21 protein-coding genes are annotated in these 22,873 nt (G+C 57.2%); 11 read left to right on the forward strand and 10 right to left on the reverse strand.

The features are described from left to right. Nucleotide 1: 1 nt before the first annotated feature. Together VGF98_07400 and VGF98_07405 are read left to right on the forward strand one after the other, a co-directional pair. Nucleotides 2-1,318: a DUF1254 domain-containing protein gene (locus VGF98_07400; GenBank protein ID HEY1681441.1), complete on the forward strand. Its 1,317-nt coding sequence runs from the start codon at nucleotides 2-4 to the stop codon at nucleotides 1,316-1,318. Between the two features lie 19 nt (nucleotides 1,319-1,337). Beyond that, on the forward strand, nucleotides 1,338-2,294 hold the full coding sequence (locus tag VGF98_07405) for a DUF1254 domain-containing protein (GenBank protein ID HEY1681442.1): 957 nt from the start codon (nucleotides 1,338-1,340) through the stop codon (nucleotides 2,292-2,294). 302 nt (nucleotides 2,295-2,596) lie between these two features. On the opposite strand, the gene VGF98_07410 is transcribed toward VGF98_07405, so the two are convergent. The 3 genes from VGF98_07410 to VGF98_07420 form a co-directional block, all read right to left on the reverse strand. After that, the gene (locus VGF98_07410; GenBank protein HEY1681443.1) at nucleotides 2,597-3,718 is read right to left on the reverse strand and encodes a hypothetical protein; all 1,122 of its coding nucleotides are present in this window, start codon (nucleotides 3,716-3,718) and stop codon (nucleotides 2,597-2,599) included. A gap of 114 nt (nucleotides 3,719-3,832) precedes the next feature. Then, nucleotides 3,833-4,360, reverse strand: coding sequence for a hypothetical protein (locus VGF98_07415; protein ID HEY1681444.1), 528 nt, complete (start codon nucleotides 4,358-4,360; stop codon nucleotides 3,833-3,835). 156 nt (nucleotides 4,361-4,516) lie between these two features. Then, nucleotides 4,517-5,806, reverse strand: a complete 1,290-nt coding sequence (locus VGF98_07420) for a hypothetical protein (GenBank protein HEY1681445.1) — start codon at nucleotides 5,804-5,806, stop codon at nucleotides 4,517-4,519. A 52-nt stretch (nucleotides 5,807-5,858) separates the two neighbouring features. On the opposite strand from VGF98_07420, the gene VGF98_07425 reads away from it, so the two are divergent. Beyond that, nucleotides 5,859-6,479, forward strand: a complete 621-nt coding sequence (locus VGF98_07425) for a hypothetical protein (GenBank protein HEY1681446.1) — start codon at nucleotides 5,859-5,861, stop codon at nucleotides 6,477-6,479. A gap of 3 nt (nucleotides 6,480-6,482) precedes the next feature. Here the strand turns inward: VGF98_07425 and VGF98_07430 are convergent, their stop codons facing one another. Then, nucleotides 6,483-7,625: a serine hydrolase domain-containing protein gene (locus VGF98_07430; protein HEY1681447.1), complete on the reverse strand. Its 1,143-nt coding sequence runs from the start codon at nucleotides 7,623-7,625 to the stop codon at nucleotides 6,483-6,485. Nucleotides 7,626-7,681: 56 nt separating this feature from the next. Here VGF98_07430 and VGF98_07435 point away from each other — a divergent pair, with 56 nt between their 5' ends. The 5 genes from VGF98_07435 (at nucleotide 7,682) to VGF98_07455 (ending at nucleotide 11,754) form a co-directional block, all read left to right on the forward strand. Beyond that, entirely contained in the window at nucleotides 7,682-8,833 is a 1,152-nt protein-coding gene (locus VGF98_07435) for a hypothetical protein (GenBank protein HEY1681448.1), read from the forward strand. A 265-nt stretch (nucleotides 8,834-9,098) separates the two neighbouring features. Further along, complete coding sequence (locus VGF98_07440; protein HEY1681449.1) at nucleotides 9,099-9,446, forward strand: hypothetical protein; 348 nt, start codon at nucleotides 9,099-9,101, stop codon at nucleotides 9,444-9,446. Nucleotides 9,447-9,465: 19 nt separating this feature from the next. Then, entirely contained in the window at nucleotides 9,466-10,635 is a 1,170-nt protein-coding gene (locus VGF98_07445) for a serine hydrolase domain-containing protein (protein ID HEY1681450.1), read from the forward strand. Further along, nucleotides 10,632-11,345, forward strand: coding sequence for an SDR family oxidoreductase (locus VGF98_07450; GenBank protein HEY1681451.1), 714 nt, complete (start codon nucleotides 10,632-10,634; stop codon nucleotides 11,343-11,345). Before VGF98_07445 ends, VGF98_07450 begins: the two co-directional genes overlap by 4 nt. Before the next feature lies 1 nt (nucleotide 11,346). After that, nucleotides 11,347-11,754, forward strand: coding sequence for a hypothetical protein (locus VGF98_07455; GenBank protein ID HEY1681452.1), 408 nt, complete (start codon nucleotides 11,347-11,349; stop codon nucleotides 11,752-11,754). Between the two features lies 1 nt (nucleotide 11,755). Here the strand turns inward: VGF98_07455 and VGF98_07460 are convergent, their stop codons facing one another. Beyond that, nucleotides 11,756-12,205, reverse strand: a complete 450-nt coding sequence (locus tag VGF98_07460; protein ID HEY1681453.1) for a hypothetical protein — start codon at nucleotides 12,203-12,205, stop codon at nucleotides 11,756-11,758. A 109-nt stretch (nucleotides 12,206-12,314) separates the two neighbouring features. Then, nucleotides 12,315-13,388: an alpha/beta hydrolase gene (locus tag VGF98_07465; protein HEY1681454.1), complete on the reverse strand. Its 1,074-nt coding sequence runs from the start codon at nucleotides 13,386-13,388 to the stop codon at nucleotides 12,315-12,317. 192 nt (nucleotides 13,389-13,580) lie between these two features. On the opposite strand from VGF98_07465, the gene VGF98_07470 reads away from it, so the two are divergent. Continuing rightward, a complete protein-coding gene (locus VGF98_07470) occupies nucleotides 13,581-14,441 on the forward strand; it encodes an alpha/beta hydrolase (protein HEY1681455.1) in 861 nt (286 codons plus the stop codon). A gap of 32 nt (nucleotides 14,442-14,473) precedes the next feature. Here the strand turns inward: VGF98_07470 and VGF98_07475 are convergent, their stop codons facing one another. Continuing rightward, a complete protein-coding gene (locus VGF98_07475) occupies nucleotides 14,474-15,637 on the reverse strand; it encodes an NAD-dependent formate dehydrogenase (protein HEY1681456.1) in 1,164 nt (387 codons plus the stop codon). Nucleotides 15,638-16,234: 597 nt separating this feature from the next. Between VGF98_07475 and VGF98_07480 the strand changes: the two genes are divergently transcribed. Both VGF98_07480 and VGF98_07485 read left to right on the forward strand, forming a co-directional pair. Next, the gene (locus tag VGF98_07480) at nucleotides 16,235-18,571 is read left to right on the forward strand and encodes an arylsulfatase (protein ID HEY1681457.1); all 2,337 of its coding nucleotides are present in this window, start codon (nucleotides 16,235-16,237) and stop codon (nucleotides 18,569-18,571) included. A gap of 37 nt (nucleotides 18,572-18,608) precedes the next feature. Then, complete coding sequence (locus tag VGF98_07485) at nucleotides 18,609-18,977, forward strand: hypothetical protein (GenBank protein ID HEY1681458.1); 369 nt, start codon at nucleotides 18,609-18,611, stop codon at nucleotides 18,975-18,977. A 473-nt stretch (nucleotides 18,978-19,450) separates the two neighbouring features. Here VGF98_07485 and VGF98_07490 read toward each other — a convergent pair whose 3' ends face one another. From VGF98_07490 to VGF98_07500, 3 genes are all read right to left on the reverse strand, one after another. Continuing rightward, nucleotides 19,451-20,488, reverse strand: a complete 1,038-nt coding sequence (locus VGF98_07490; protein HEY1681459.1) for a hypothetical protein — start codon at nucleotides 20,486-20,488, stop codon at nucleotides 19,451-19,453. 137 nt (nucleotides 20,489-20,625) lie between these two features. After that, complete coding sequence (locus VGF98_07495; GenBank protein HEY1681460.1) at nucleotides 20,626-21,648, reverse strand: hypothetical protein; 1,023 nt, start codon at nucleotides 21,646-21,648, stop codon at nucleotides 20,626-20,628. Nucleotides 21,649-21,789: 141 nt separating this feature from the next. After that, entirely contained in the window at nucleotides 21,790-22,812 is a 1,023-nt protein-coding gene (locus VGF98_07500; protein ID HEY1681461.1) for a hypothetical protein, read from the reverse strand. Nucleotides 22,813-22,873: the final 61 nt, after the last annotated feature.

The following is a 22,873-nucleotide window of genomic DNA, read 5'->3' on the forward strand; positions in this document are numbered from 1 at the left end:
CATGGAAGAAGCGCGGGCGATTGCTAAGGAAGCCACGATCTACGGCTTTCCTCTCGTCGATAGCTACAGAATTCAGTACTCGTATTTCGTGGATCGGGATGGCTCGGAGTATAAAGCACCCTGGAACACTCTCGTGAACAACGCACGGGTGTACACGCCGGCCGACACCGCTATCCAGACGCCGAATTCCGACACGCCGTATTCGTATGTCGGCGCGGACTTACGCGCCGAGCCACTGGTTCTTACGGTTCCGGAAATCGAAGACAGCCGCTACTACTCGCTGCAGTTCATCGATATGTACACGTATAATTTCGCGTACGTCGGCAGTCGTGCGACCGGAAACGGGGCCGGAACATTCTTACTGGCCGGTCCTGGCTGGCAAGGAGCGGCTCCCAAAGGCATCACTTCGGTGATCCGAAGTGAGACGGATTTCGCTTTTATCTTGTATCGCACGCAATTATTCGATCCGACCGACATCGACGCCGTTAAGAAAGTTCAAGCAGGTTACCGCGTCGAGGCGCTATCGTCGTATCTGGGTACGCCCGCACCCGCCGCCCCCGCGCAGATCGATTTCGTCGAGCCGCTTTCGGCCGAAAACGAACGCACCTCGCTCGAATTCTTTCAAATCCTCAATTTCATCCTTCAGTTTTGTCCGACCGACCCGACGGAAGTTCAGTTGATGGAACGCTTTGCGACGATCGGAGTGGGCGCGGGCAAATCGTTCTACGTCGATTCGTTATCCGGCGATATGCGTCGTGCGCTGTCGGATGGCATGGCCGATGCGTGGGAGACGTTCAAGAACTATAAGGCAAGTGAGATCGACACTGGAAGGTCCTCGAGCGCCGATGCGTTTGGAACGCGCGCGTTCCTGAACGGGCGATACATCGATCGCATGACCGGGGCGGCGCTCGGCATCTACGGCAACTCGAAAGAGGAAGCAATCTATCCGGCGTACTTCGTGGACGCGGCCGGCAAAATGCTCGACGGCGCGAAGCGGCACACGCTTCGCTTCGCACCAGGAGCGTTGCCGCCAGTGAACGCGTTCTGGTCGTTTACACTCTATAAGCTGCCGTCCAGTCTCTTGTTTGCGAATTCGCTCGAGCGGTACTTAATCAACTCCCCGATGCTACCCCAGCTGCAGCGCGACGCCGATGGCGGAATTACGATCTATCTTCAAAACGAATCTCCCGGCGCGGAAAAAGAATCCAACTGGCTGCCGGCACCGGCAGGTCCGTTTTTCGCCGTCATGCGCCTTTATTGGCCGAAGGTTGCGGCGCTAGACTCCGAATGGAAGGCTCCCTCGCTACAAAGCAACTGACGTCCTAGGAGAACGGCTCATGACAACCGGTACCATCGCAGTCAACGTAGACAACTTCGTTCGCGCCGAAACCGACTTGTATTTTAAAAACCTAATCGGCCAAGGCGGCCTTGGTGCGATTTTTCATCATCGCGAGCCGGCCAGAATCGACGACCAGACCGTGATCCGTCTCAATCGCGATACGCTGTACTCATCGGCGATTTTCGACCTCAATGCCGGGCCGGTCACGATCGAGTTACCCGATGCCGGATCCCGCTTCATGTCGATGCAGGTAATAAACCAAGATCATTACGTGCCGGAGGTCGTCTACGGTGCCGGCAGCTATCGTCTCACGAAGGACACGGTTAGAACGCGATACGTCGCCGTAGCCATACGAACGTTGGTGGACCCGAGCGACCCTGCGGACATCGCGCAAGTTCATGCGCTCCAAGATGCCATCGTTGCCCGCCGGGATAGCGCGGGGACGTTTGAAGCACCGAATTGGGACGCTGCAAGCCAGAAGACCGTGCGCGACGCCTTGCTGGTGTTGGCATCAACGATGAGCGACTTCAAGAAAGCCTTTGGAACCGCTCGAGAAGTCGATCCGGTACGGCATTTGATCGCAACCGCGGCAGCCTGGGGCGGCAATCCCGATAAAGATGCGACCTATCTCAATATCACGCCGGACAACAACGATGGAACGACCGTCTACACGCTCGACGTCAAAGATGTGCCGGTCGACGGTTTCTGGTCGGTCAGCTTCTACAACGCTGATGGATATTTCCAGAAGAACGATCGGAACTCGTATTCGGTAAATAATCTGACCGCGAAGAAAGGCTCGGACGGTTCCGTCGCAATTCAGTTCGGCGGCTGCGATGATTCCAGCACGAATTGCTTACCGATCGTGCCGGGTTGGAACTACACCGTGCGTCTGTACCGTCCGCGAACCGAGATATTGAGCGGCCAGTGGGCCTTCCCTCAGCCGAAGCGCCGGTAAAAACTAGCGCCCCGAATAGATCGCGCAAGCCCTTTCGAATTGAAGTAAGCCTCGTTCGCCACCGGGTAGAACGCTCAGGAATTGGAACGTCCCTACGGTCACGAACAGCAGCACGAATGCGACCAGTACAGGCGTAAAATCGAAGCCGGCGGGTGAGCGTTTCCATGAAGCCGATAGGCGCATATTTATAGAACGCCCCGGAGACGAACCTGGATGAGTCGGGCGCTCCTAACGTTGCTCAAGGGAAGGGTGCGCGGCACTCGCCACGCACCCTCTGAGCAGCTTACGAAACGTTCGGTTTCTTACTGCTCGAGCACCTGAACGTTGTTGTCGTTGTCGTCATTGAAATAGATCTTGGTGTCGGAGTTCGTCGTGCCGGTCGCAACGATGCCGAAAATCGATCCGGCAGGCCCCTTATCGACGTTACGGACGTCCAGCACCTTGCCGGCGGCCGATAGTTCGATCATGAGGTTATTCCCGTCCGAATCGAGCGTGTTTCCGACAATGAGGTTGCCGTTGGGAAGTAGCGCCGTGCTGATCGGACCGTTTAACGGGTTACCGGAGAAGACGATTCTCGCATCACCGGCCGACGGGCCGGTGAACTTCATGCCGTTGCTCTGGGCGGTGATTCCGCCGGCCGCGATCTTCGTGACGTTTTTGAACGCGACGATCGAATTGTTTTGCCCGTCGGCGAAGTACAGCGTGTCGACGCTAGCATCGTATGCGAGCCCGGAGGGTGCCAATGCAGTTCCGGGCTTGCCATGATTCACCGGAAAACCTTTAGCGATAACGTCGTACGTAAACTTTGAAGCCAGGTTGATGCGCACGATCGTGCCGGTACCGGCATTGGTGGCGTAAAACGCCGGTGCGCCGCTGGTCGGCGCGGCGTAAATCTGGCCCCATGGTTGGCTGAACGGCTTGCCTTTGATATTGACCAGAAGTTTGCCGGCCGCATCCAATACGGGATTATCGTTTGCGACCATCGATGCCGCCCAGATGGTGTCGGCGCCGTCGAGGGCGAGTGCATCGCATCCCTTTAACGTTTTGTCGGAGGATATGTGTAGCGGAACAGAGTTTGCCACCGGATGCAGCGCGATGATCGATCGACCGGTTCCCTGTACGCCGGACTTCGCATTGAAATTGCAGACGACGAGATCTCCCTGTGTGAAACCTCCAATGGTCTGTGGCGCGATCGCCAAGCCATATGGATTTCCCGCACCGTTTACCGGATCCACCGTCGATCCGATCACGACTTGGTGCTTGAGTGTTTTCAACACCGACCCGCCGCCCTTAGCAGCAGATCGTACCGGCTGTTCCATCGCCGGTAGAGTGGTCGACGGCGAGCCGGCGTTGTTAGCGCCGCACGCGCTGGCTAGAATAACCGCTGCGAGAGCGGCAAACCGGCCCATTGTTATACGATTCATTGAAGCTCCTCAACTACCAGATGTGTAGCGGAGCTATCGTGCGGCTTCGATGTGAAGAAAGTCTAAGGACGAAGGCTTTGTGCAACGTGTGAATGATTCATGAATCATTCACACTCAGGGAGAATTCTGAAACTCGACGCTGACGATGCGTGCACCGGGTGCGATGTCCGGCTGTCCTTGCGCCGCGATGGTCTCAACGAAACTGGTGTTTACCGCGAGCTGCGGTGACTTGAAGCAGCTCGCACAACGGCCCATCGTATCGACGATGTGACTCGCCGTCTGGCTAGAAGCATTGAAACGCCAGTTTACCGCCGGCTGCTGCGAACCGTCGCCGGCGATCGAGCGCTGAAACGTGACGGAAAACGTGCTGCTGCGGGCATCGAACTGCAGCTGCGAAGGTGTAACGGCTTCGGGAACCTGGGCCGGCGGCTGATGCGGATCGTTGGGGTCGCTAATATATTGAATGACCTCGACGCTGGGAGCGCCGGACCCGTTCATGGATCTGAACGTCGCCGAGAACGCTTTCCAATCGGCCTTCGTACCGAACTCGGGCGTTAACGCGCTTCCAGTCGTGTTGAACGTGACACTGTATTGGTACTTTGAGAAATCGAGCTGACCGGCGACGCTGAACGTCAGTCGCATGAAACCGGATTTCAGCTGCGGCTGTCCACCAACGGGAACGGTTGTCGCCGTATTGCTTGCGCAAGCCGATAGCACGATCGATACGATGCCAGCGAGGGCCAGGTGTTTCGTTGTTGTAGCGGGGCTCATTCTCGTGTACCTGCGATTCTCAAGCAATTAGTGTTGCGGAAGATACGATTCGAAGATCTTGCGTACTTGCGCGGTCAGAGCCAGACGATTCTTGTACGGGTTCGGCGTATCTGCCGGGAGCGCGGCATCTTCTGCGGCGAGCCGGTCGTATATCGCCTTCCACTGCGGACCGGCAAACCCCGTAGCCATACATGCCAATTCCAGTGCGGAACGAAGCGCCCAGGCTCCATCGGCAGTTTTTGCCGGGTACGGTTGGACCATCCAAATCAGCGCTTCCTTCGACGCGGGATCGATTCCGGCGAAATGCGCGACGGGATCGTAGGCCAGCATTTCCGCCGGACCTCTTGCCCGTAACTGCAGCGTGATCTTCGGACTCTTCTCGGCATCTTCCGTCGCTCGTATGAGCGTTGCAACGTCGTGAGCGGAAAACGTGATCTGATTTGCATCGGGTGCTTGCGGAGCGGGCGAAGCCACCGGTGACGAGGCTTGACTGCCCTTTTGCACGGTTAGCGAGCTGTGCGTATCGAAAAAGAAATCACGTCGATCTTCGCCGGCACTGCATTGTGCGTGTACGACCGTCATTGCCATTGGATCGTGCGTGGCCGAGTCGGGTAGAAACTCTTGCGTCGCAGACTTCCAATAGCCACCGCTTCCGCAATCAGCATGCGCGAGATACGTGTCGATCCACAGTGTATTCGACACTACCACCGAGGGTCGAATCCATATCGCCCGCTCGCGGGACGTTCCGTCGTTCGGCGTTGCCGGTGGCCCGGGCGTCAACAAGTTTAATGTACTTTGACCGGCGAGCAGCTGGATGAAATCGAGTTTGTTCGCGTGGAATTCGTAGACCCACCCGTATGGAAGCGAGCGGTATGTGAGATCGAGAGACCCATCGTCGCTATTGGTCGACTCGCGGACCGCAGGTCCAAGCTTGGTTCTCACCTCATCCGGCGTCAGTCCGAACGTTATGCCATTTGGATCGGTAAAATCTACACTGTTGAAGCGACCGAGAACCGTCACCGATTGCGCGACGTTGTTTTTTACGATCACGTCGGTAAACGTGCCGCCGCCGTGCGTCAAATAACGCCACACCACGGTGCCACCATAGGAACTCACGAAAATCGGATCTCCCAATGTGGGCCGTAGATCGCCCATGGGCTGACCGATGGAAATGCCGTCGAACGATCCTGTCGCCGCCAGCGTGGGCTCTGGCGGCGCGGGCGACGATGACTGCGCCGGCGCCGGATTAGTACTACAAGCGAACGCCACGGTCAATGCCAAAGCCGAACGCCGCGAGAAGCGAGCCAAAATCGACATGCGCTTGCCTTGCTCGCAGTTTTTCTGAAACCCTGTTAGAAAATGGTACGGCGTGAGAACAATAACGCTGGGTCTACGCGCGTCCCGCGGCGGCGCGATCGTCGTCGGCGTCGACGTCAAACAGGGTGCACCACACATTGTGCTCTCGTCGTTCGTACCGACTGCTACTGAAAACGACCGGCTCGCTTCGCAACCCTATCACGTCGCCGCCGAGCTCGCACGCGACCTAACCGAAAATAGCTTCGCCGAAGCAGCGGCCGCCGTTCGCGAAGGGCGCAAACGCCAAGATGAATTCGCAGCCGCCGGATTGCGAAGTGTCGTCGAACGGTTGAACGACGACGGCTTCAATGCCGGCGGCGCCGCGTTGCTCGTCAACCGCGCCGGCTGGGTGACCGATCTGCTGCGCTACAGCCTTGCAACGCCGGAGCATCCGGCCGTCGCCGAGGGGCTCGCGGTGCGCGAGGCATTCCGCCACGCCTTGCGTGAAGATGGCATTCGTTTCGTTGAAGTAGACGAAAAAACGCTTACGTCAGAGGCTGCGTTGCAGCTTCGATTGTCGTCCGTCGAGATCGATGCGAGGCTCAAAACTCTCGGGACCACCGTCGCCCGGCCGTGGCGCAAAGAGCACAAACTGGCGTGTCTCGCAGCGTGGACGGCCGCAACGCAAAGCTGAGATCTACTTTACGAACGGAACGTTGTTGGGCGTGACGATCCGTGCGATGTCACGAAAGATCGCGTTCGTCACTCCGGGAAATGGCTTTTCGACTTGACTGTTTACGAAGGCGATGATCGTGATGCCGGTCGCAGGCATATAGTACGCTCCGGTGTTGTAACCGGTGATGCCACCCGTATAACCGTACCAGCCGGCCGAACAACCGATTCCGAGGCCGAACGATAAGTTACCCACGCCGGTAGGTATGCAGGCAAGACGGTCCTTCTGCGTCGCTGTACTATTGGTCGTGCCCGTCACGTAGGCTTTGACCCAACGCTTCATATCGGCCATGTCGGAGATCATGGCACCGGCCGCCCACGACACCGATGGCGCCAAGAATACCGACTGATCGACCCACGCGCCTTTTTCCAACGTGTAACCGTGCGCGTACGGCGAGGGCATGTTCCAATCGGTCACCGGAAACGACGTTGCCGCCAGCGACATCGGGACGAGTATACGCTTCGAAATCTGGCTTTGAATGGAGTCGTGCGTCACTTTTTCGATGATGAGCCCCAGTAAGAACCAATTCGTGTTGCTGTAGTTGTACTTCGTGCCGGGAGCGAAGAGTAGCGGCTGCTTCGCAGCCAGAGCCACCCATTGGCGCGTCGTTTGCCTCGACCAGAAGGCGTCGCTTTGTTTCTGAACGCCCGGTACCGAGTACACGTCGATTATGCCGCTTCGCATCTCCGCGAGCTGACGCAGCGTGATTTGATTCTCTTTCGGGATGTTGAACCCGAGGCCGAACTTGCCGATCGTGTCGTCCAGGCGCAACTTCTTCTCATCGACCAGTTGCAGCAGCACGGTAGCGACGAAGGTTTTGGTGTTGCTGCCGATGCGAAAGCGGTCGTCGAGTTGCATGGGCGACTTAGTCGCGAGATTGGCGTAGCCATAACCCTTGGTATACTCGCCTTTTCCAGGCACCCAAACGCCGACCACAACGCCCGGAACCGGTTTCGCGCCACCATAGGCGGCCAGCTCGTGTACCACTGCGGCGTCGATTGCCTTTTGCGTGGCGGGATCGAGAGTAGCCGTTGCCGCCCCGCCGGCGGCGGGCAGCGCCAGTAGCGAAAGCACTACGGCAAGAAGGCCGAGCTTGAAATAGGTCATGGGGCGCATTTCGCTATTCACAGTAATTCCTCTCCCTCGGCACGAAGCGTCGCGGCATGCGTGCGGTCGCAGCATTCGTCGTCGCCTGCAGCGGACTTCTCGCGATCGGTGATTCACCATTCGACGTTGGTCACACACCGTGCGCACTGTCGATTCCAAACCGTGACTCCCAGCCGTGCACGCCTTTTGTTCTGACGCCGGCACGAATACTTGCCACGTTTCCCACTCGAGCGTTTCGAGCGTTCACGATCGATGCGATTGCGCCGCTGTCGGACGGCTCGCTCGCCGTAGCGGCAGGAGACGAGCTGTTCAGAGTGCGGAGCGGTGGAGTCGAAGCGCTCTGGGGATCGGGGCACCGACACTCTCGGCAAAGACCTTGGGTCGCCACATGGACGAGTGGGCTGCCGCCGACTCCGCCACCAACGGCCAAACCGTACGATGCGTTTCTGTACCTGCTCGGAACGTTTGGCGATACAGCCCTGATTCAGTACGGAACAGATTGGCTATTCGGAATCGGCAACGATGGAGCGATTAACTTTCGCTTCTACCGCGCGAACAGTGAGCTCGGCGAACAGCCTACATTCTTCGGACGCGATCCCGATGGAACGCTCTGGTTTCAATCCGGCAACAATCGAATTAAGCGTGAAGCCGTCTATGCGTTGTACCCGAACGGTACGCTCGCAATTCTCACCGTAGCTGTTAGCGATGTATTCCAAGCTTCCTCGGGGTTCGTCTACGCGGCGTCGGGTCGCGACCTCGTTCAGCTTCGATCGATTCCCTACCCACAAGCACGATCGGTCCACGAGTCTCCAGTATCGAATACAGATTATCTGAATGATCTCTCCGGAAGTTTCACCGTACGACGGCTCGGTTCGGATAAGTCTGTGTGGTTAAGCACGCCCAATTTCATTTTTCACGAGCATCCGGATGGGCAAATAATAAAATTGCGGCTCGTGAGAGATTTTACCACCATCTCCCATATGCCGAAACCGTTCGAGATATCAAGTAGCACCGACGGCTCCGTTTGGTTTACATACGGCTCGCGGGTCGTTCGGATTACAGGAGACGACCGCATTCAAGTAATGAGTTTGCCCAAGATAGGTTACTACCCGAATCTACGTCTCGCGCCCGACGGAAGTGCATGGGTAAGAACCGATGCCAACGACCGTTCCATTCTTCACATCGCTCCGCCGGCGGAGCGACCCTAAGAACTGCGGATACTTTAGCAACGTTGCGATGGTGCGACCGAACCCCGTTCGTCACGTATTCAACCTTCTTCAGCGGAGCGTACAGCAGCAATGAAGACGCATACGGGCATGGCGCAACTGGGAACCACGAACACCCCTTCGTTCGAATTCATTCAGGACGTTCGAAAAGTCTACGGCTTACGCATCCATTCGCAACGACCCAAAGGCGACTCGACCCATCAAGCGTCGGGCAGGTTTAGCGTGATTTTTCGAAAAGAGAAATTGCATGAGCGATCAGTTCCCAAACGATGAAATAGATGGCAAACCGCGCACGATCGTGCACATTTGGTCCGCGGCGCTCGACGCCGACAGCTGTCCCGGACTAACGTCTCGCGCGACCGATCTGCTTCGCACTGTCGGCGTCGGACTGGAAGGGTTCCTCGAAGGCCAGGTCTTCGAAGCCGACGATGCAAAGAGCGTCACCGTCGTAACCAGTTGGAGGACGCGACATGCGTGGGCCGGCGCCCTTTGGAACCAGCGGGTCGATCAGCTCATTCAAGCGGTTGAAAAGAGCACTATTATGCTCGACATCATCTCGTATCCGATAGCGACGGTCGTTCCGGCCAAAACCTAGTGCCGTGCGATTTGTAGCCATGCTACTCGCGGCTACCGCGCTGCTTGGCGTTGCGGGAACAACGAGAGGCGAGGCGCTACGCGGCTCGCTACAGCAAGACCTCGACCAATATTTACACGCGCGTTCCAGCGTCGAGCATGTAACGGCGATTTCTCTTAGCATCAGCTTGCACGGAGCGCCGGCCAACATCAACATTACCGCTGGATCGACGCGCATTCAAGACGGCGCGCCGGTGGCTTCCGACAGCCTTTGGCAGATCGGAAGCAATACGAAGGCCTTCACGGCAGCCATCATTCTTCAACTCGAAGCGGAGGGCAAGCTCACGATCGATCAGACCGTGGGCCGATGGTTACCGCAATACCCGGCCTGGAAACGCGTGACCATCCGGCAGTTGCTCAACATGACCAGCGGCATCCCCAGTTACGATCACGTTCCCGCCATGCTGCAAGACTATGCGAAGGAGCCGCGGCGGAATTTTACTGTCGCCGAGTTGATCGCGTACGTCTACCCCGGCAACGCGCACGCACCCCCGCCAACGACGGGCTGGAGCTACTCGAATACGAACTACTTGTTAGCCGAACTCATCATCGAGCGCGCCGGTCACGATAGCTACACGAACCAGCTAGAGCAGCGATTCTTGCAATCGAACATCGGGTTGACTTCGTCCTACTATGCGGCCGACCGCTACGCGGCGGCGATCCTCAGTCGCATGGTACCGGGTTACTTCTTTAGCCGAGTCGACGACGCGCCGCTCGCACCGCTCTTCGGACGCGACGTGCGCGACTATAGCGTCTCGTGGATGAGAGCCGCCGGCGGCATCGTTTCGACGCCCGAGGACCTGACGCGATGGGCGCGCGCGCTGTACGCCGGACCGATATTGGCGCCCAAACAACGCACCGAGCTGATGAGCATCGTCTCGCTCAAAACTGGTCATCCGATCGCAAAGACCACGCTCCAAGATTCTGGCGGCTTCGGGCTGGGGGTCGGCCAGACGACGACAGCGCAGATGGGAACGGTCTGGTCGTACGAGGGCTCGACATTCGGGTACAGAGTTCTGCATTTCTACTTCCCACGTCAAGACGCAGTGATCGCCTTTGGACTTAACAGCGATCCCGATCACAAGGAAGATCATGCGGGCAAACTGGCGCTATCGCTCTATGAGACGCTGCATAAGGCGGGCCAACTTTGAACCCTACGAGCGACAAAAAGGTCGTTGTCATCACCGGCGCCTCGCACGGGATCGGCGCAGGTCTCGTCGCTGCTTACCTTGCGGCCGGTTTCAGAGTCGTCGCGAACGCACTTGAAATCGAGCGGAGCACCGGTCCGGATGTACTAAACGTTGCCGGCGACATCAGCGATTCCGCTACCGCGGATCGCATCATGAGCGAGGGCGTTGACAGATTCGGCCGAATCGACACGTTGATCAACAATGCGGGCGCGTATATCTCGAAACCGTTCACGCAGTACACCAAGGCCGACTGCGATGTGATGCTGTCGACGAGCCTTGCCGGCTTCTTCTACATCACGCAGCGGGCACTGAGCCGTATGGAAACCCAAGGATCGGGGCACGTCGTCAACATCACTGCGACGGTTGCCGAACAACCCGTCAAGGGCGTTCCCGCCGTCCTCGTATCCATGGTGAAGGCCGGATTAAACGCAGCTACAAAGTCGCTAGCCATTGAATACGCTGCGCGCGGCATCCGCATCAATGCGGTATCGCCGATCATCATCAGGACTCATCCGGAGGTTTCTTATGCCGGCGTGGAATGGCAGATCCCACTGGGGCGGATCGGCGAGATCGACGACGTCACCTCAGCCGTGATGTATCTAGAAAACGCATCGTACGTAACCGGCGAAATTTCGCACGTAGACGGAGGCCAGAGTGCCGGTCATTGGTAGCATGAAGCATATTGCGGCCATGTTTTGCCTCGCGATCGTCTGCACGGGTTGTGCACATCCGTTTGCGGGGAGGGTTGACTTCGAAGCACCGAAGGGTTGGATTCACTCGGACGATCCCACCGCCGGCGAAACGTGGAACAAACCGGGCTCTTCGAAAGAATCGATCATGGCACAAACCACAAATGGCCCGGTGCCACCACGCCAGCCAGGTTCAAAAGACATCACCATCTGTGGCAATCACCCAGCCGTGTATCTGACACAGAATCACGACCCCGGACAAGTGTGGGAGGTCGTGAGTACCAATTGGAACTCCCACCGCTACATGGCGGTGTACGTACGACCCGTCTCGACTGCACCCGATCCAGCGGCCGAAATAGCCATTCGAACCATCTGCCTAAAACGGAACTAAATCAAGGTGTTGCTCGAACGCAGGTATCGACTGACGCGATAGTTTTACCGCCAACGCTGTAGCTCCCATGCAGGGTGTACTTCGTATCGGAAATGCGATCGAACGTTGTGGAAATGCTTGCGTCGGGATAGACGCTAGTGTACGCGATGTGATTCGGATCGCCGCCCGCTGCGTGCATCACCGTGGCGTCCCCATGCTCGTCGAGGACGACCGCCGTCCACATACTATGTTGTGAATCATATGCGAGCAGCTCTTCGTCGCTGCCGGCCGCCGAGGAAGTGAACTGACGCAACGTTTTGCCGTCGAGATCGTATACGTACGTGTTGGTGTACGGCATGCGTTCCGATCCCCCAACGTACGTGCAGTTCCACGTACCGACGAGATAATGGAATCCATCGAGCGGAGCCGCCGTTGCCGGCATCGTCGCTACGAGCATGAGGGATACGAGCATAAGGAACGTACGCACTTATCTGGATACCTCCGTCGGCGGTTCAAGTCGAACCGAGAGCACTCAATTCCCCGAACCGCCGAGCGAACCCCTACCCGCAGAGCGGCTTGCGCTAAGAAGAACTGCTCCGTCCCATAGCGTCCACATCGATCACGGCCTGTGCGAAGGCTTGCGGAGCTTCCTGGGGCACGTTGTGTCCGATTCCGTTGAAGATTCTGTGCGCGTACTTACCCGAGAACTTCGCTCGATAGGCGGCGCCACTCGCATTGGCTCCGTCGAAATCGCTTGCGATCGTAATCGTGGGAACGGTGATCACCGGCCCCTTCTGGAGCTTGGCCTCAATACGATCGTACTGCGGCTCACCCTTGATCAGATCGATGCGCCAGCGGTAATCCGAAATGACGATGGCTACGTGGTCAGGATTATTGAAAGCCGCTGCACTTCGATCGAACGTCTCGTCGCTGAACTTCCAGTTAGGGGACACGATAGTCCAAATAAGCTTAGCAAAATCGTGCCGGTATTTCGTGTAGCCGAGCACGCCATTATCGGTGGCGAAGTAGTACTGGTACCACCATCCCAACTCAGCCCTCGGAGGCAGCGGCAATACGGTCAGTTTGCGGTTCGTGATCAAATAGCCGCTGACGGCAACGAGACCTTTGCAACGCTCCGGCCAGAGCGCCGCTAAAATGGCGACTTCGCGCGATCCCCAGTCGAAACCACCGAAGATGGCGCTCTTGATCTTGAGCGCGTCCATGAGCGCGATGGTATCGAGTGCTTCCACCGCCTGTTGACCAGTTCGCGGCGTTGCGCTCGAGAGGAACGTCGTTGTTCCATAGCCACGCAGATACGGAACGATAACTCGATAGCCGGCCGCCGCTAATATCGGAGCGACATCGACGTAACTGTGAATATCGTACGGCCACCCGTGAAGAAGGATGACTACTGGTCCATTCGCGGGCCCAGTTTCAGCGTAACCGACATTCAAGAAGCCGGCCTCGATCTGCTTCATCGCACTAAACGAGGTATGCGTGCCCTCTTGAGGAGTGAGGGTGGTGGTCGTGGTGTCGTTCGCTGAGCTATCCGATTGTGCGCTTGCAGAGCCCAGAGTACCTAACTGAGCGGCTGCGATGCTCACGGCCGCGGCTCCCAAGAAGCGACGACGATCGAGATGGAAGTCTTTTGCCATAAGAGATGCCTCCAAAAGATAGATAATTACGACAGCGATCTTTGGATAAGCGTTCGCTGTTTTGCAAGCACTGACGCTAGCATAACACTGGCTTAGCGGAAACAAAAGACATCGTTATGCTTGCTTGCTTGAACGGGCTGTTTTTGGCCGCGCTTTGCCGGTAACGGAGGGCGAGAGCCGAAGGCCGTCCCTATGTTAGACGCACGTCATTCGACCGTCCGCGTTGGTCCCGCAAACGTCTTCTACCGTGAAGCCGGCTCGCCAGACAATCCGATTCTGCTGCTGCTTCACGGCTTCGCAAATTCCTCGCACTACTTCAGGCATTTGATGCCGAAGCTCGCGGATCGATTCCATTGTATCGCGCCGGATCTGCCTTCGTTCGGATTTACAACGATCGAAGACGGAGCAGATTATCGATACACGTTTGCCGGCTTAACCGAGACCATGCAGGGCTTCGTGGACGAACTTTCGCTCCAGCGCTTCGCAATGTATGTGTTTGATTATGGCGCGCCCGTTGGATTCAATCTCGCGGTCGCCAATCCGAATAGAATTACCGCGATCGTGACGCAGAACGGCAACGCCTATGAGGATGGCCTCGGCGACGCTGCTTGGGCGACGTTGCGCGCGTACTGGACCCAGCCTTCACAAGCTCTTCACGACGCGATTAAAGAGCGCATGTCGTTCGATGGAGTTCGCGAGTCATACGTTCAAGGAATGCCCGATTGGGCGGCGATCGAGCCCGAGGCGTACTGGCTCGATGCAACGCTTCTCGCGCGCCCTGGAATGATGGATCTTCAAGCCGACCTCAAGATCGATTACAAATCGAACATCGCACGGTACCCGTTATATCAGCAATATCTCCGGACGTACCAGCCTGAGTTATTGGCGATCTGGGGAAAGAACGATCCGTTCTTTATTCCGCCCGGTGCCAACGCGTTCAAACGAGATGTGCCAGATGCCGACATCCGATTCTTAGACGCGGGTCACTTTGCTCTCGAAACGAACGTGGATGACATTGCCGCGGCAATTTCAGCAATGAAGGTGAATGAGTGAGGGAAGGAGCGAACCGCCCCTTCCCTCGTTCGTTATTTCTTGACCGAGTAGGAATGCGCTCCTGCGCCGGCCAGTTTGCCGCCGTCCACGATCAAATATTCTTCGCGCAACGGCCGGTTCTCGAACCAGCACTCGAGAATTTCGCGCGTTCCTGCAGCGTAGCGTGCTTGCGCGGACAGGGTGGATCCTGAAATGTGCGACGTCATACCGTGGTGCGGCATGGTGCGCCAAGGATGGTCCTTCGGCGCAGGCTGCGGATACCAAACGTCGCCCGCGTACCCGGCAAGCTGTCCGCTTTCTAGCGCGCGAACGACGGCGTCCCGGTCGGCGATCTTTGCGCGCGCCGTGTTGACCAGGTAGGCACCCTTCTTCATCTTTCCGATCATCGCGTCGTTGAATAGGCTTTCGGTTTCGGCATGCAGCGGCGCGTTAATCGTAACGACGTCGCAAACCGGAAGCATCGATGCTACGTCGGGGTGATACGTCAGACCCAGTTCGCGTTCCACATCTTCGGGCAGCCGATGGTGATCCGTATAGTGCAGCTTAACATCGAACGGTTTCAGACGACGAAGAACCGCGGACCCGATGCGTCCGGCGCCGACGGTCCCCACGACCATGCCTTCGAGATCATAGCTACGCTCGACGCAGTCTGCGATGTTCCAGCCGCCCTTGATGACCCACTGGTACGACGGAATATAATTCCGCACCAGCGACAATATCATCATAACAACGTGCTCGGCGACGCTAATGCTGTTGCTGAAGGTAACTTCGGCAACCGTCACGCCGGCTTGAATGGCGGATTCAAGGTTGACATGATCCGATCCGATGCCGGCGGTAATGGCGAGCTTCAGGTTTTTCGCTTTCGCAAATCGTTCGGGCGTAAGGTACGCCGGCCAAAACGGTTGCGAAATGACGATTTCGGCATCCGGCAACTCGCGCTCGAAGACTGAATCGGGACCTTCCTTGTCGGAGGTCACGACGAGCGTGTGTCCCAGGCCTTCAAGGTATTTGCGTAGACCAAGCTCTCCTGAAACGCTGCCTAAGAGCTCGCCGGGCGTAAAGTCGATCGCCTTCGGCGTGGGCAACGTTTGGCCGCCCGGATAGTGATCGAGCTTAGGAATGTCCGCTCGCGCGTACTTCGGCGGAAAACCATCGATCGAATCGTCGTACAGTACGCACAGCACTTTCGCCATCATTCGTCTCCTGCAAGATTAGTGGAGAACGATAATACCACGTTCGACCGGGGCCACTCAATCGCGAAACCGCGTGCGCGGGACCTGCGACTTATCTCGTCGGACGCTCGCCCATGGCATTGCTCGATCGCTCGCACGCAGCAGCAGCCCGGTTTCGGTATTTTACAACCACCTAAAGCGCGCACCGGAGCAGATTCGCTCCACCAAATCTTTCGAGACGATCCGAAGGTTACGATCGTGCGGGAGCGCTGCGAATTTCGTTTGGAAGTGTCTCGAGCGGATTGTTTGAAACGAGGAGGATTAGCCGTGCGCTGAACTGGCGGAATCGATACGACCCTCAGCTATCGCTCTCTGCGATTATGCGAAGCCCGAAGTAGACGCAGCGGAACGTGCATTCAGCCTAATGGTGAAACCCTATTTCAGCTCGACTTCGTTAGACTTGCCATATCGGAACCGGAGTGATCAACCCGCATTCATTGCGTTTTCCGGATAGCCGCAGGCTACTCGCCACAGTAGAGTAAAGGGTGTTCGCTCTTGTCTCTTGCCGTGGAGGTATCGATGTCGGGCTCTACTGAGTCATCAAAACGTGTTCAGCGCGAAGTGCTTCCGATTCCTGACCAGCCCTATGCGGGCTTTATGGCGTACGACGCAAAGGATCCCGACTCGTCATTTCCGCCAATCGAGCCGTTGCGGCCGCCGAAAGGCGCCCCAAATGTCTTAATCGTGCTCATCGACGATGTGGGGTTCGGCGCGTCGAGCGTCTTCGGCGGCCCGTGCGAAGCGCCCACAGCGGAGCGGGTGGCAAAAGACGGGTTGCGCTACACGCGCTTTCATACGACGGCGCTCTGCTCCCCGTCGCGTGCTGCGCTCCTGAGCGGGCGAAATCATCACACCGTTGCAATGGGCGGCATCACCGAAATCGCGACCTCCGCGCCCGGCTACAGCTCGGTGCGGCCCAATTCGATGGCCCCGCTTCCCGAGATCCTTAGGCTGAACGGTTATTCGACCGCGCAGTTCGGAAAGTGCCACGAAGTCCCGGTGTGGGAAGCGAGCCCGGTGGGTCCCTTCGATCGCTGGCCGACCGGCTCGGGATTCGAACACTTCTACGGGTTCATCGCCGGCGAGACAAATCAATGGTACCCCGCGATTCACGAGGGTACGAAAATCGTCGAACCCGACAAGACGCCCGAAGAGGGCTATCACTTCATGGAAGACATGACCGATCGTGCGATAGCATGGGTTCGACAGCAACGATTGCTGGCCGGTGATAAGCCGTTCTTTATGTACTTTGCGCCGGGCGCGACGCATGCGCCGCACCACGTCCCCAAAGACTGGGCCGACAAGTACAAGGGCAAGTTCGATCAAGGCTGGGACAAGCTACGCGAAGAGACGTTCGCTCGGCAAAAACAGCTCGGCGTCATTCCGAAAGACTGCGAACTCACGGTTCGCCCAAAAGAGATTCCATCGTGGGATTCGCAAACGCCGCAGTTCCAGCGCGTGCTCGCGCGCGAGATGGAAGTGTACGCCGGGTTCTATTCGTACGCCGACTACCACATCGGACGACTCATCGATGCACTGGAACAAGTCGAGGCGCTCGACGATACGCTCATCTACTACATCATCGGCGACAACGGCGCCTCCGCCGAAGGCACGCCCCAGGGCACGTTCAGTGAGATGATTCCATTCAATGGAATGAATGCGCTCGAAACGCCCGAGTTTCTCACAGAACGTATCGATAAGCTTGGCGGCGTCGAAGCATACAATCATTATGCGGTTGGCTGGGCCCACGCCATGGATACGCCCTACCAATGGACCAAGCAAGTTGCGTCGCATTGGGGCGGCACACGAAACGGTACGATCGTGCGATGGCCGAAGGGCATCAAGGCGAAGGGCGAGATACGACATCAGTTCCATCACGTCATCGATGTGGCGCCTACGATTCTTGAGGCAGCGAATCTCCCGCAGCCGTATATGGTCAACAGCGTAGGACAGGTCCCGATGCAGGGCGTGAGCATGCGTTATAACTTCGACGATGCGAACGCGGCCGAACGGCGTGAAACGCAATATTTCGAAATGTTCGGCAATCGTGGTATTTATCACAAAGGCTGGACGGCGGTCACGCGCCATCACACACCATGGCTTATGACGGAGAAAACACTGCCGTTCGACGATGATGTCTGGGAACTGTACGACACGACGAAGGATTGGTCGCAAGCGCACGACCTCTCGAAGGAGATGCCCGACAAGCTGCACGAGCTGCAGCGTCTTTGGATCATCGAAGCCACACGCAATGGCGTCTTACCGATGGACGATCGCATGTCGGAACGAATGAACTCGGACACCGCGGGACGACCGGTACTCGTGAGCGGCACATCGCAGGTGCTCGCTACCGGCATGGGCGGCCTCAATGAGAACGGGCTCATCAATGTCAAGAACAAGAGCCATTCGATTACGGCTCAGGTCGCCGTTCCCGAAGGGACGGTTGCCAACGGAACGATCCTTTCTCAAGGCGGAATCGGCGGCGGCTGGATGTTTTATGTCAAGGACGGGAAGCTCACGTACATCTACAACTTTCTTGGACTTCAGAAGTTCCTCATAACTTCAACCGAGGTGGTCCCTTCGGGCAAGCACCAGCTACGGATGGAGTTCGCCTATGACGGCGGCGGCCTCGCTAAAGGTGCGACCGTAACGCTTTTCATCGATGGAAACGCCGTTGGCAACGGCCGCGTCGACCGGACGGTCCCCGCCGTTTTCTCCGCTGACGAGACATCGGATGTCGGGATCAAGCGGGGCTCTCCGATTACGCCGGACATGCCTCCGCAAAAGAGTGCCTTCAATGGCGCCATCGACGTCGTCGTTATCGAAACCAGCGGTGAGGACACCGACCATCTTCTGAATCGTGAAGAGGTCATGAATATGATTATGGCGCGGCAGTAGCCAACTACCCCGTCAGTCTGAACGGTTCGGAGCGAAAATGAAACTCATTCGATTTTCTGCCGGGGTTGAGGCCGCAACCGGCCTTGTCCTCATCGTCGGTCCCTCGCTGGTCGCGCGGCTGTTGCTAGGCACCGAGTTGTCTGCCGGCGGCGAGGCCGTGGGCCGTATCGCCGGCTTCGCATTGCTTGCACTGGGGCTAGCCTGCTGGCCCCAGACCGGATCCCCGAGCCGCGCCACTCCAGCCGTTCGCGGCCTTCTGATCTACAATGTGCTCGCGGCAATATTCTTTCTCTACGTAGGTTTCCGCCGCGAGTTCATGGGGCTGCTACTGTGGCCGGCGGCCGGGTTGCATGCGGCTTTGGGAATTCTATTCGCTCGCATCTTCTTCGTTAGCGATCGCGACTAAGTAGCTTAACACGTTCGCACTTTCTACGGAGCGTACGCGGCCGAAGGTGCGGCGTGGCCGAAAGACCTGGCGATAGAACAAGCGCCCGAGGTCTGATTGTAATACACGCCCAGACCGTTTTCGGTGACTTTGTGAGTCGCGATCCGCCTTAGTTGACAGACCTTAAAAACAATCCTCACAGGTTGTGGAGGCGGTGGCACGAGCCCGATCGGATCGAATAGTCTTCCGAGTGTACAAAATGTTCCCGGAACACAGGCCGCGCAGAACGTCGCGCCGCTTGTAGAGACGACCCTTCTCGAGGTAACGATTCAGAAACAAAAAGCCACGCTGCAAGGATACGTTTATGGGCGCAATCATCGTCATAACGACAGCAGGTGTTGCGAGCCCCCCTTGTCCAAGCCATTTGATCCGGGAGACAAGCCGATCGCCTAGCGACCGGCTTGTCTTATATCATTGCTACTTGATGAAGTAAACTATTTTCTAGCCGCCGTTACGCCGAGTGGGAAATCGAAGTCTCCCGAAAACGTCGCGAGCGGTGAACCACCAGCCGGATAGCTGAAAACATACCCTTCGTCATTTGCGGCGTCTGCGCAATACATCAGGCCCTTAACGAGCCACGTCTGCGCACAGTCACCCGACCCATTGAATTGGATGGTATTCTTCAACGTTGCGTTCGTTCCACTCACGTTATATTGATACATCTGATTCGTGAGTTGATCGAACACTGTGAGATATGTGCCATCCCACTGTACCGACCCGGGAAATTCCGGGGAGTTGCTGGTTGTGATCTGGACGGCTTTGCCGGTGCCATTCGGAATCTCGACGAGCATAAAGCCATACGATTCATTCTCGCCGTCGGCGAAGAGATTGCCCTTCGGATCGTAACCCGCGAAGTACGCTTTGTACATCGGCGTGTCGTACACCGTACCCTTACCGGTCGCGTTCTTAAAGATGATCTCCTGGCCGCCTCGGCTGTACGAGTCACCCAGTAGAACTCCAACTGCAAGATCGCCGTTCTTATTCATGGCGCAGCTGGAGGTGTAATCGTAGCCAAGAGGCAGCGTCTTGATGACCTTGTTATCAGGAACGGTATACTCCGTGATCACGTCGTTCGTACGTCCGGCGTTCCACATAATCTTCTTCCCATAACCGTGCAACCTGTTGGTGCAACCTTGTCCGCCCGCGCCGTCAAGCTGGCCGACCATGTTGTTGCTCGTGGGATAGTTGAAAATGCTTCCGTACGAGCCGTAGTCGTTGAAGATGTATTCGTACGTATTTGACTTCGAGCCATCCGGCACGAGTTCGGCGTAACGCGGCAGTGGATTCAGCCTTGCCGCCGTTACCGGCCGGCCATTTACGAACAGCGTCCTGCCTACGTACGTCGCCTTGAGTTTGGCTGACGGCGCGACGGTAGCGGCCGACGGCGCGACCGTCGAGGCGCTTCCGCACGCCGAAACGAGCGCAAGGGCGACGACTGCGCCGGTGCATTTGAGAAAACCGGGGGAATTCATGAATCTTGCTCCCTTAAAGTAGTTGTCAGGCTTGGTGTCGTTGCGTTCTCGGCGAGCATTAGGCCCTCCGCTATACATAAAACCCCCGGCGCTCGAGGCAACCGGGGGCCTTCGCTAACTAAGGTCGGGGAAGTATGCTAGTTCTTCGCGGCTGCCGTCACGCCGAGCGGGAAATCGAAGCTGCCCGTGAACGTCGCAAGCGGCGAACCACCGGCCGGGTATTTGAAAACTTCTCCGTTATCATTTCCCGCGTCGGCGCAATACAGGAGGCCCGGAACGATCCACGTCTGCGCGCAGTCGCTAGCTCCAGTCAACTGCACGGTGTTTTTCAACGTTGCCGTCGTTCCGCTCAGCGTGTACTGATACAGCGCCTGCGTATCCTGATCGAACACCGTGAGATACTTGCCATCCCATTGAACCGATCCGGGAAACCCGATAGTGTTGCTCGTCGTGATCGTAACCGGTTTCTGCCTGTGGCCCTGCGGAAGCTCGACCAGTCTGGTGTAATAGGTCGCGTCGAAACCGTCGGCAAAGAGATTGTTCTTGGGATCGTAACCGGCGAAGTACGCTCGAGCCAGCGGCGTTTGGAAAACCTTACCGGTGCCTTTCGCCTTCTGGAAGATCACTTGCTGACCGGCCGAACCATAGGAATTGCTTAGCAGGATTCCAACTGCGAGGTCGCCCTTGGCATTCATAGCACAGCTGGACGTGTAGTCATAATCGATTGGTAGCGTCTCGATCTGCTTGTCCGGAACTTGGTATTCGGTCATCACGTTGTTCGTGCGTCCAGCATTCCAGAAAATGTTCTTCCCATAGCCGGACAAAACGTTGGTGCAGCCTTGGCCGCCGGCGCCATCAAGCTGACCGATCATGTTGATGCTGGTGGGATAGTTGAAAATGCTTCCGTACGAGCCATAATCGTTGAAGATGTACTCGTAATCCTTTGCCTTGGATGCATCCGGTACGAGCTGGGCGTAACGCGGGAGCGGATTCAGCCGCTCCGCCGTTATCGGCCTGCCGTTCACGAACAGCGTTTTACCGACGCGGGTGATACTGGGCGTAGCGGCTGACGGCGAGACCGTCGATCCACCGGCGCACGCCGAAACGAGCGCAAGTGCGACGACGGCGCCGGCGCATTTGAGAAAACCAGGGGAATTCATTGAATCTTGACTCCCTTAAAGTAGTTGTCAGGCTTGGTGTCGTTGCGTTCTCGGCGAGCATTGAGCCCTCCGCTATAAGCAAACACCCCGGCGCACAAGGCAACCAGGGGTGTTCGTTTGACTAACGCTCGGTGAATTATATTAGTTCTTCGCGGCCGCCGTCACGCCGAGTGGCGTATCGAAGTCTCCCGAGAACGTCGCAACCGGCGAACCGCCAGCCGGATAGTTGAAAACCTCGCCGCCGTCAGTTCCGGCGTCGGCGCAATACAGCAGGCGGGGAACGATCCACGTCTGCGCGCAGTCGCTAGCTCCGACCAACTGCACGGTGTTTTTCAACGTTGCCGTCGTTCCGCTCAACGTGTACTGATACAGCGCCTGCGTATCCTGATCGAATACGGTGAGGTAGGTGCCATCCCACTGTACCGAGCCAGGAAACCCGATAGAGTTGCTGGTCGTAATGGTGACTGCTTTCTTCTTAGTGCGCTGCGGAAGCTCGACCAGTCTGGTATAATAGCTCTGGTCGAAACCATCGGCAAAGAGATTGCCCTTAGGGTCGTAGCCGGCGAAGAACGCTCTAGCCAAAGGCGTTTGGTAAACCTTACCCCTACCTTTTGCCTTCTTGAAGATCACTTGCTGTCCGGCATTACCATACGAGTCGCTTATGAGGATCCCAACTGCGAGGTCGCCCTTGGTATTCATGGCGCAGCTGGATGTGAAGGCGTAATCGATCGGTAGCGTCTCGATCTGCTTGTCCGGAACTTGGTATTCGGTCATGACGTTGCCCGTGCGTCCAGCATTCCAGAAAATGTTCTTGCCGTAACCGGACAAAACGTTCGTGCACCCTTGGCCGCCTGCGCCATTAATCTGTCCGATCATGGATGTGTTCTTAGGATAGTTGAAAATGCTGGCATACGAGCCGTAGTAGTTAAAAATGTACTCGTAGTCTTTCGACTTCGTCGCCTCCGGTACGAGCTGCGCATAACGCGGGAGCGGATTAAGCCGCTCCGCCGTTATCGGCCTGCCGTTGACGAACAGCATCTTACCGACGCGGGTGACACTGGGGGTAGCGGCTGATGGCGAAACCGTCGATCCACCGGCGCAGGCCGAAACGAGTGCGAGTGCGACGACGGCGCCGGCGCATTTGAGAGAACCAGGGGAATTCATTGAATCTTGACTCCCTTAAAGTAGTTGTCAGGCTGGTGCTTGCGTTCTCGGCGAGCATTAG

This window comes from Candidatus Tumulicola sp. (assembly GCA_036490475.1).
Lineage (GTDB): Bacteria > Vulcanimicrobiota > Vulcanimicrobiia > Vulcanimicrobiales > Vulcanimicrobiaceae > Tumulicola.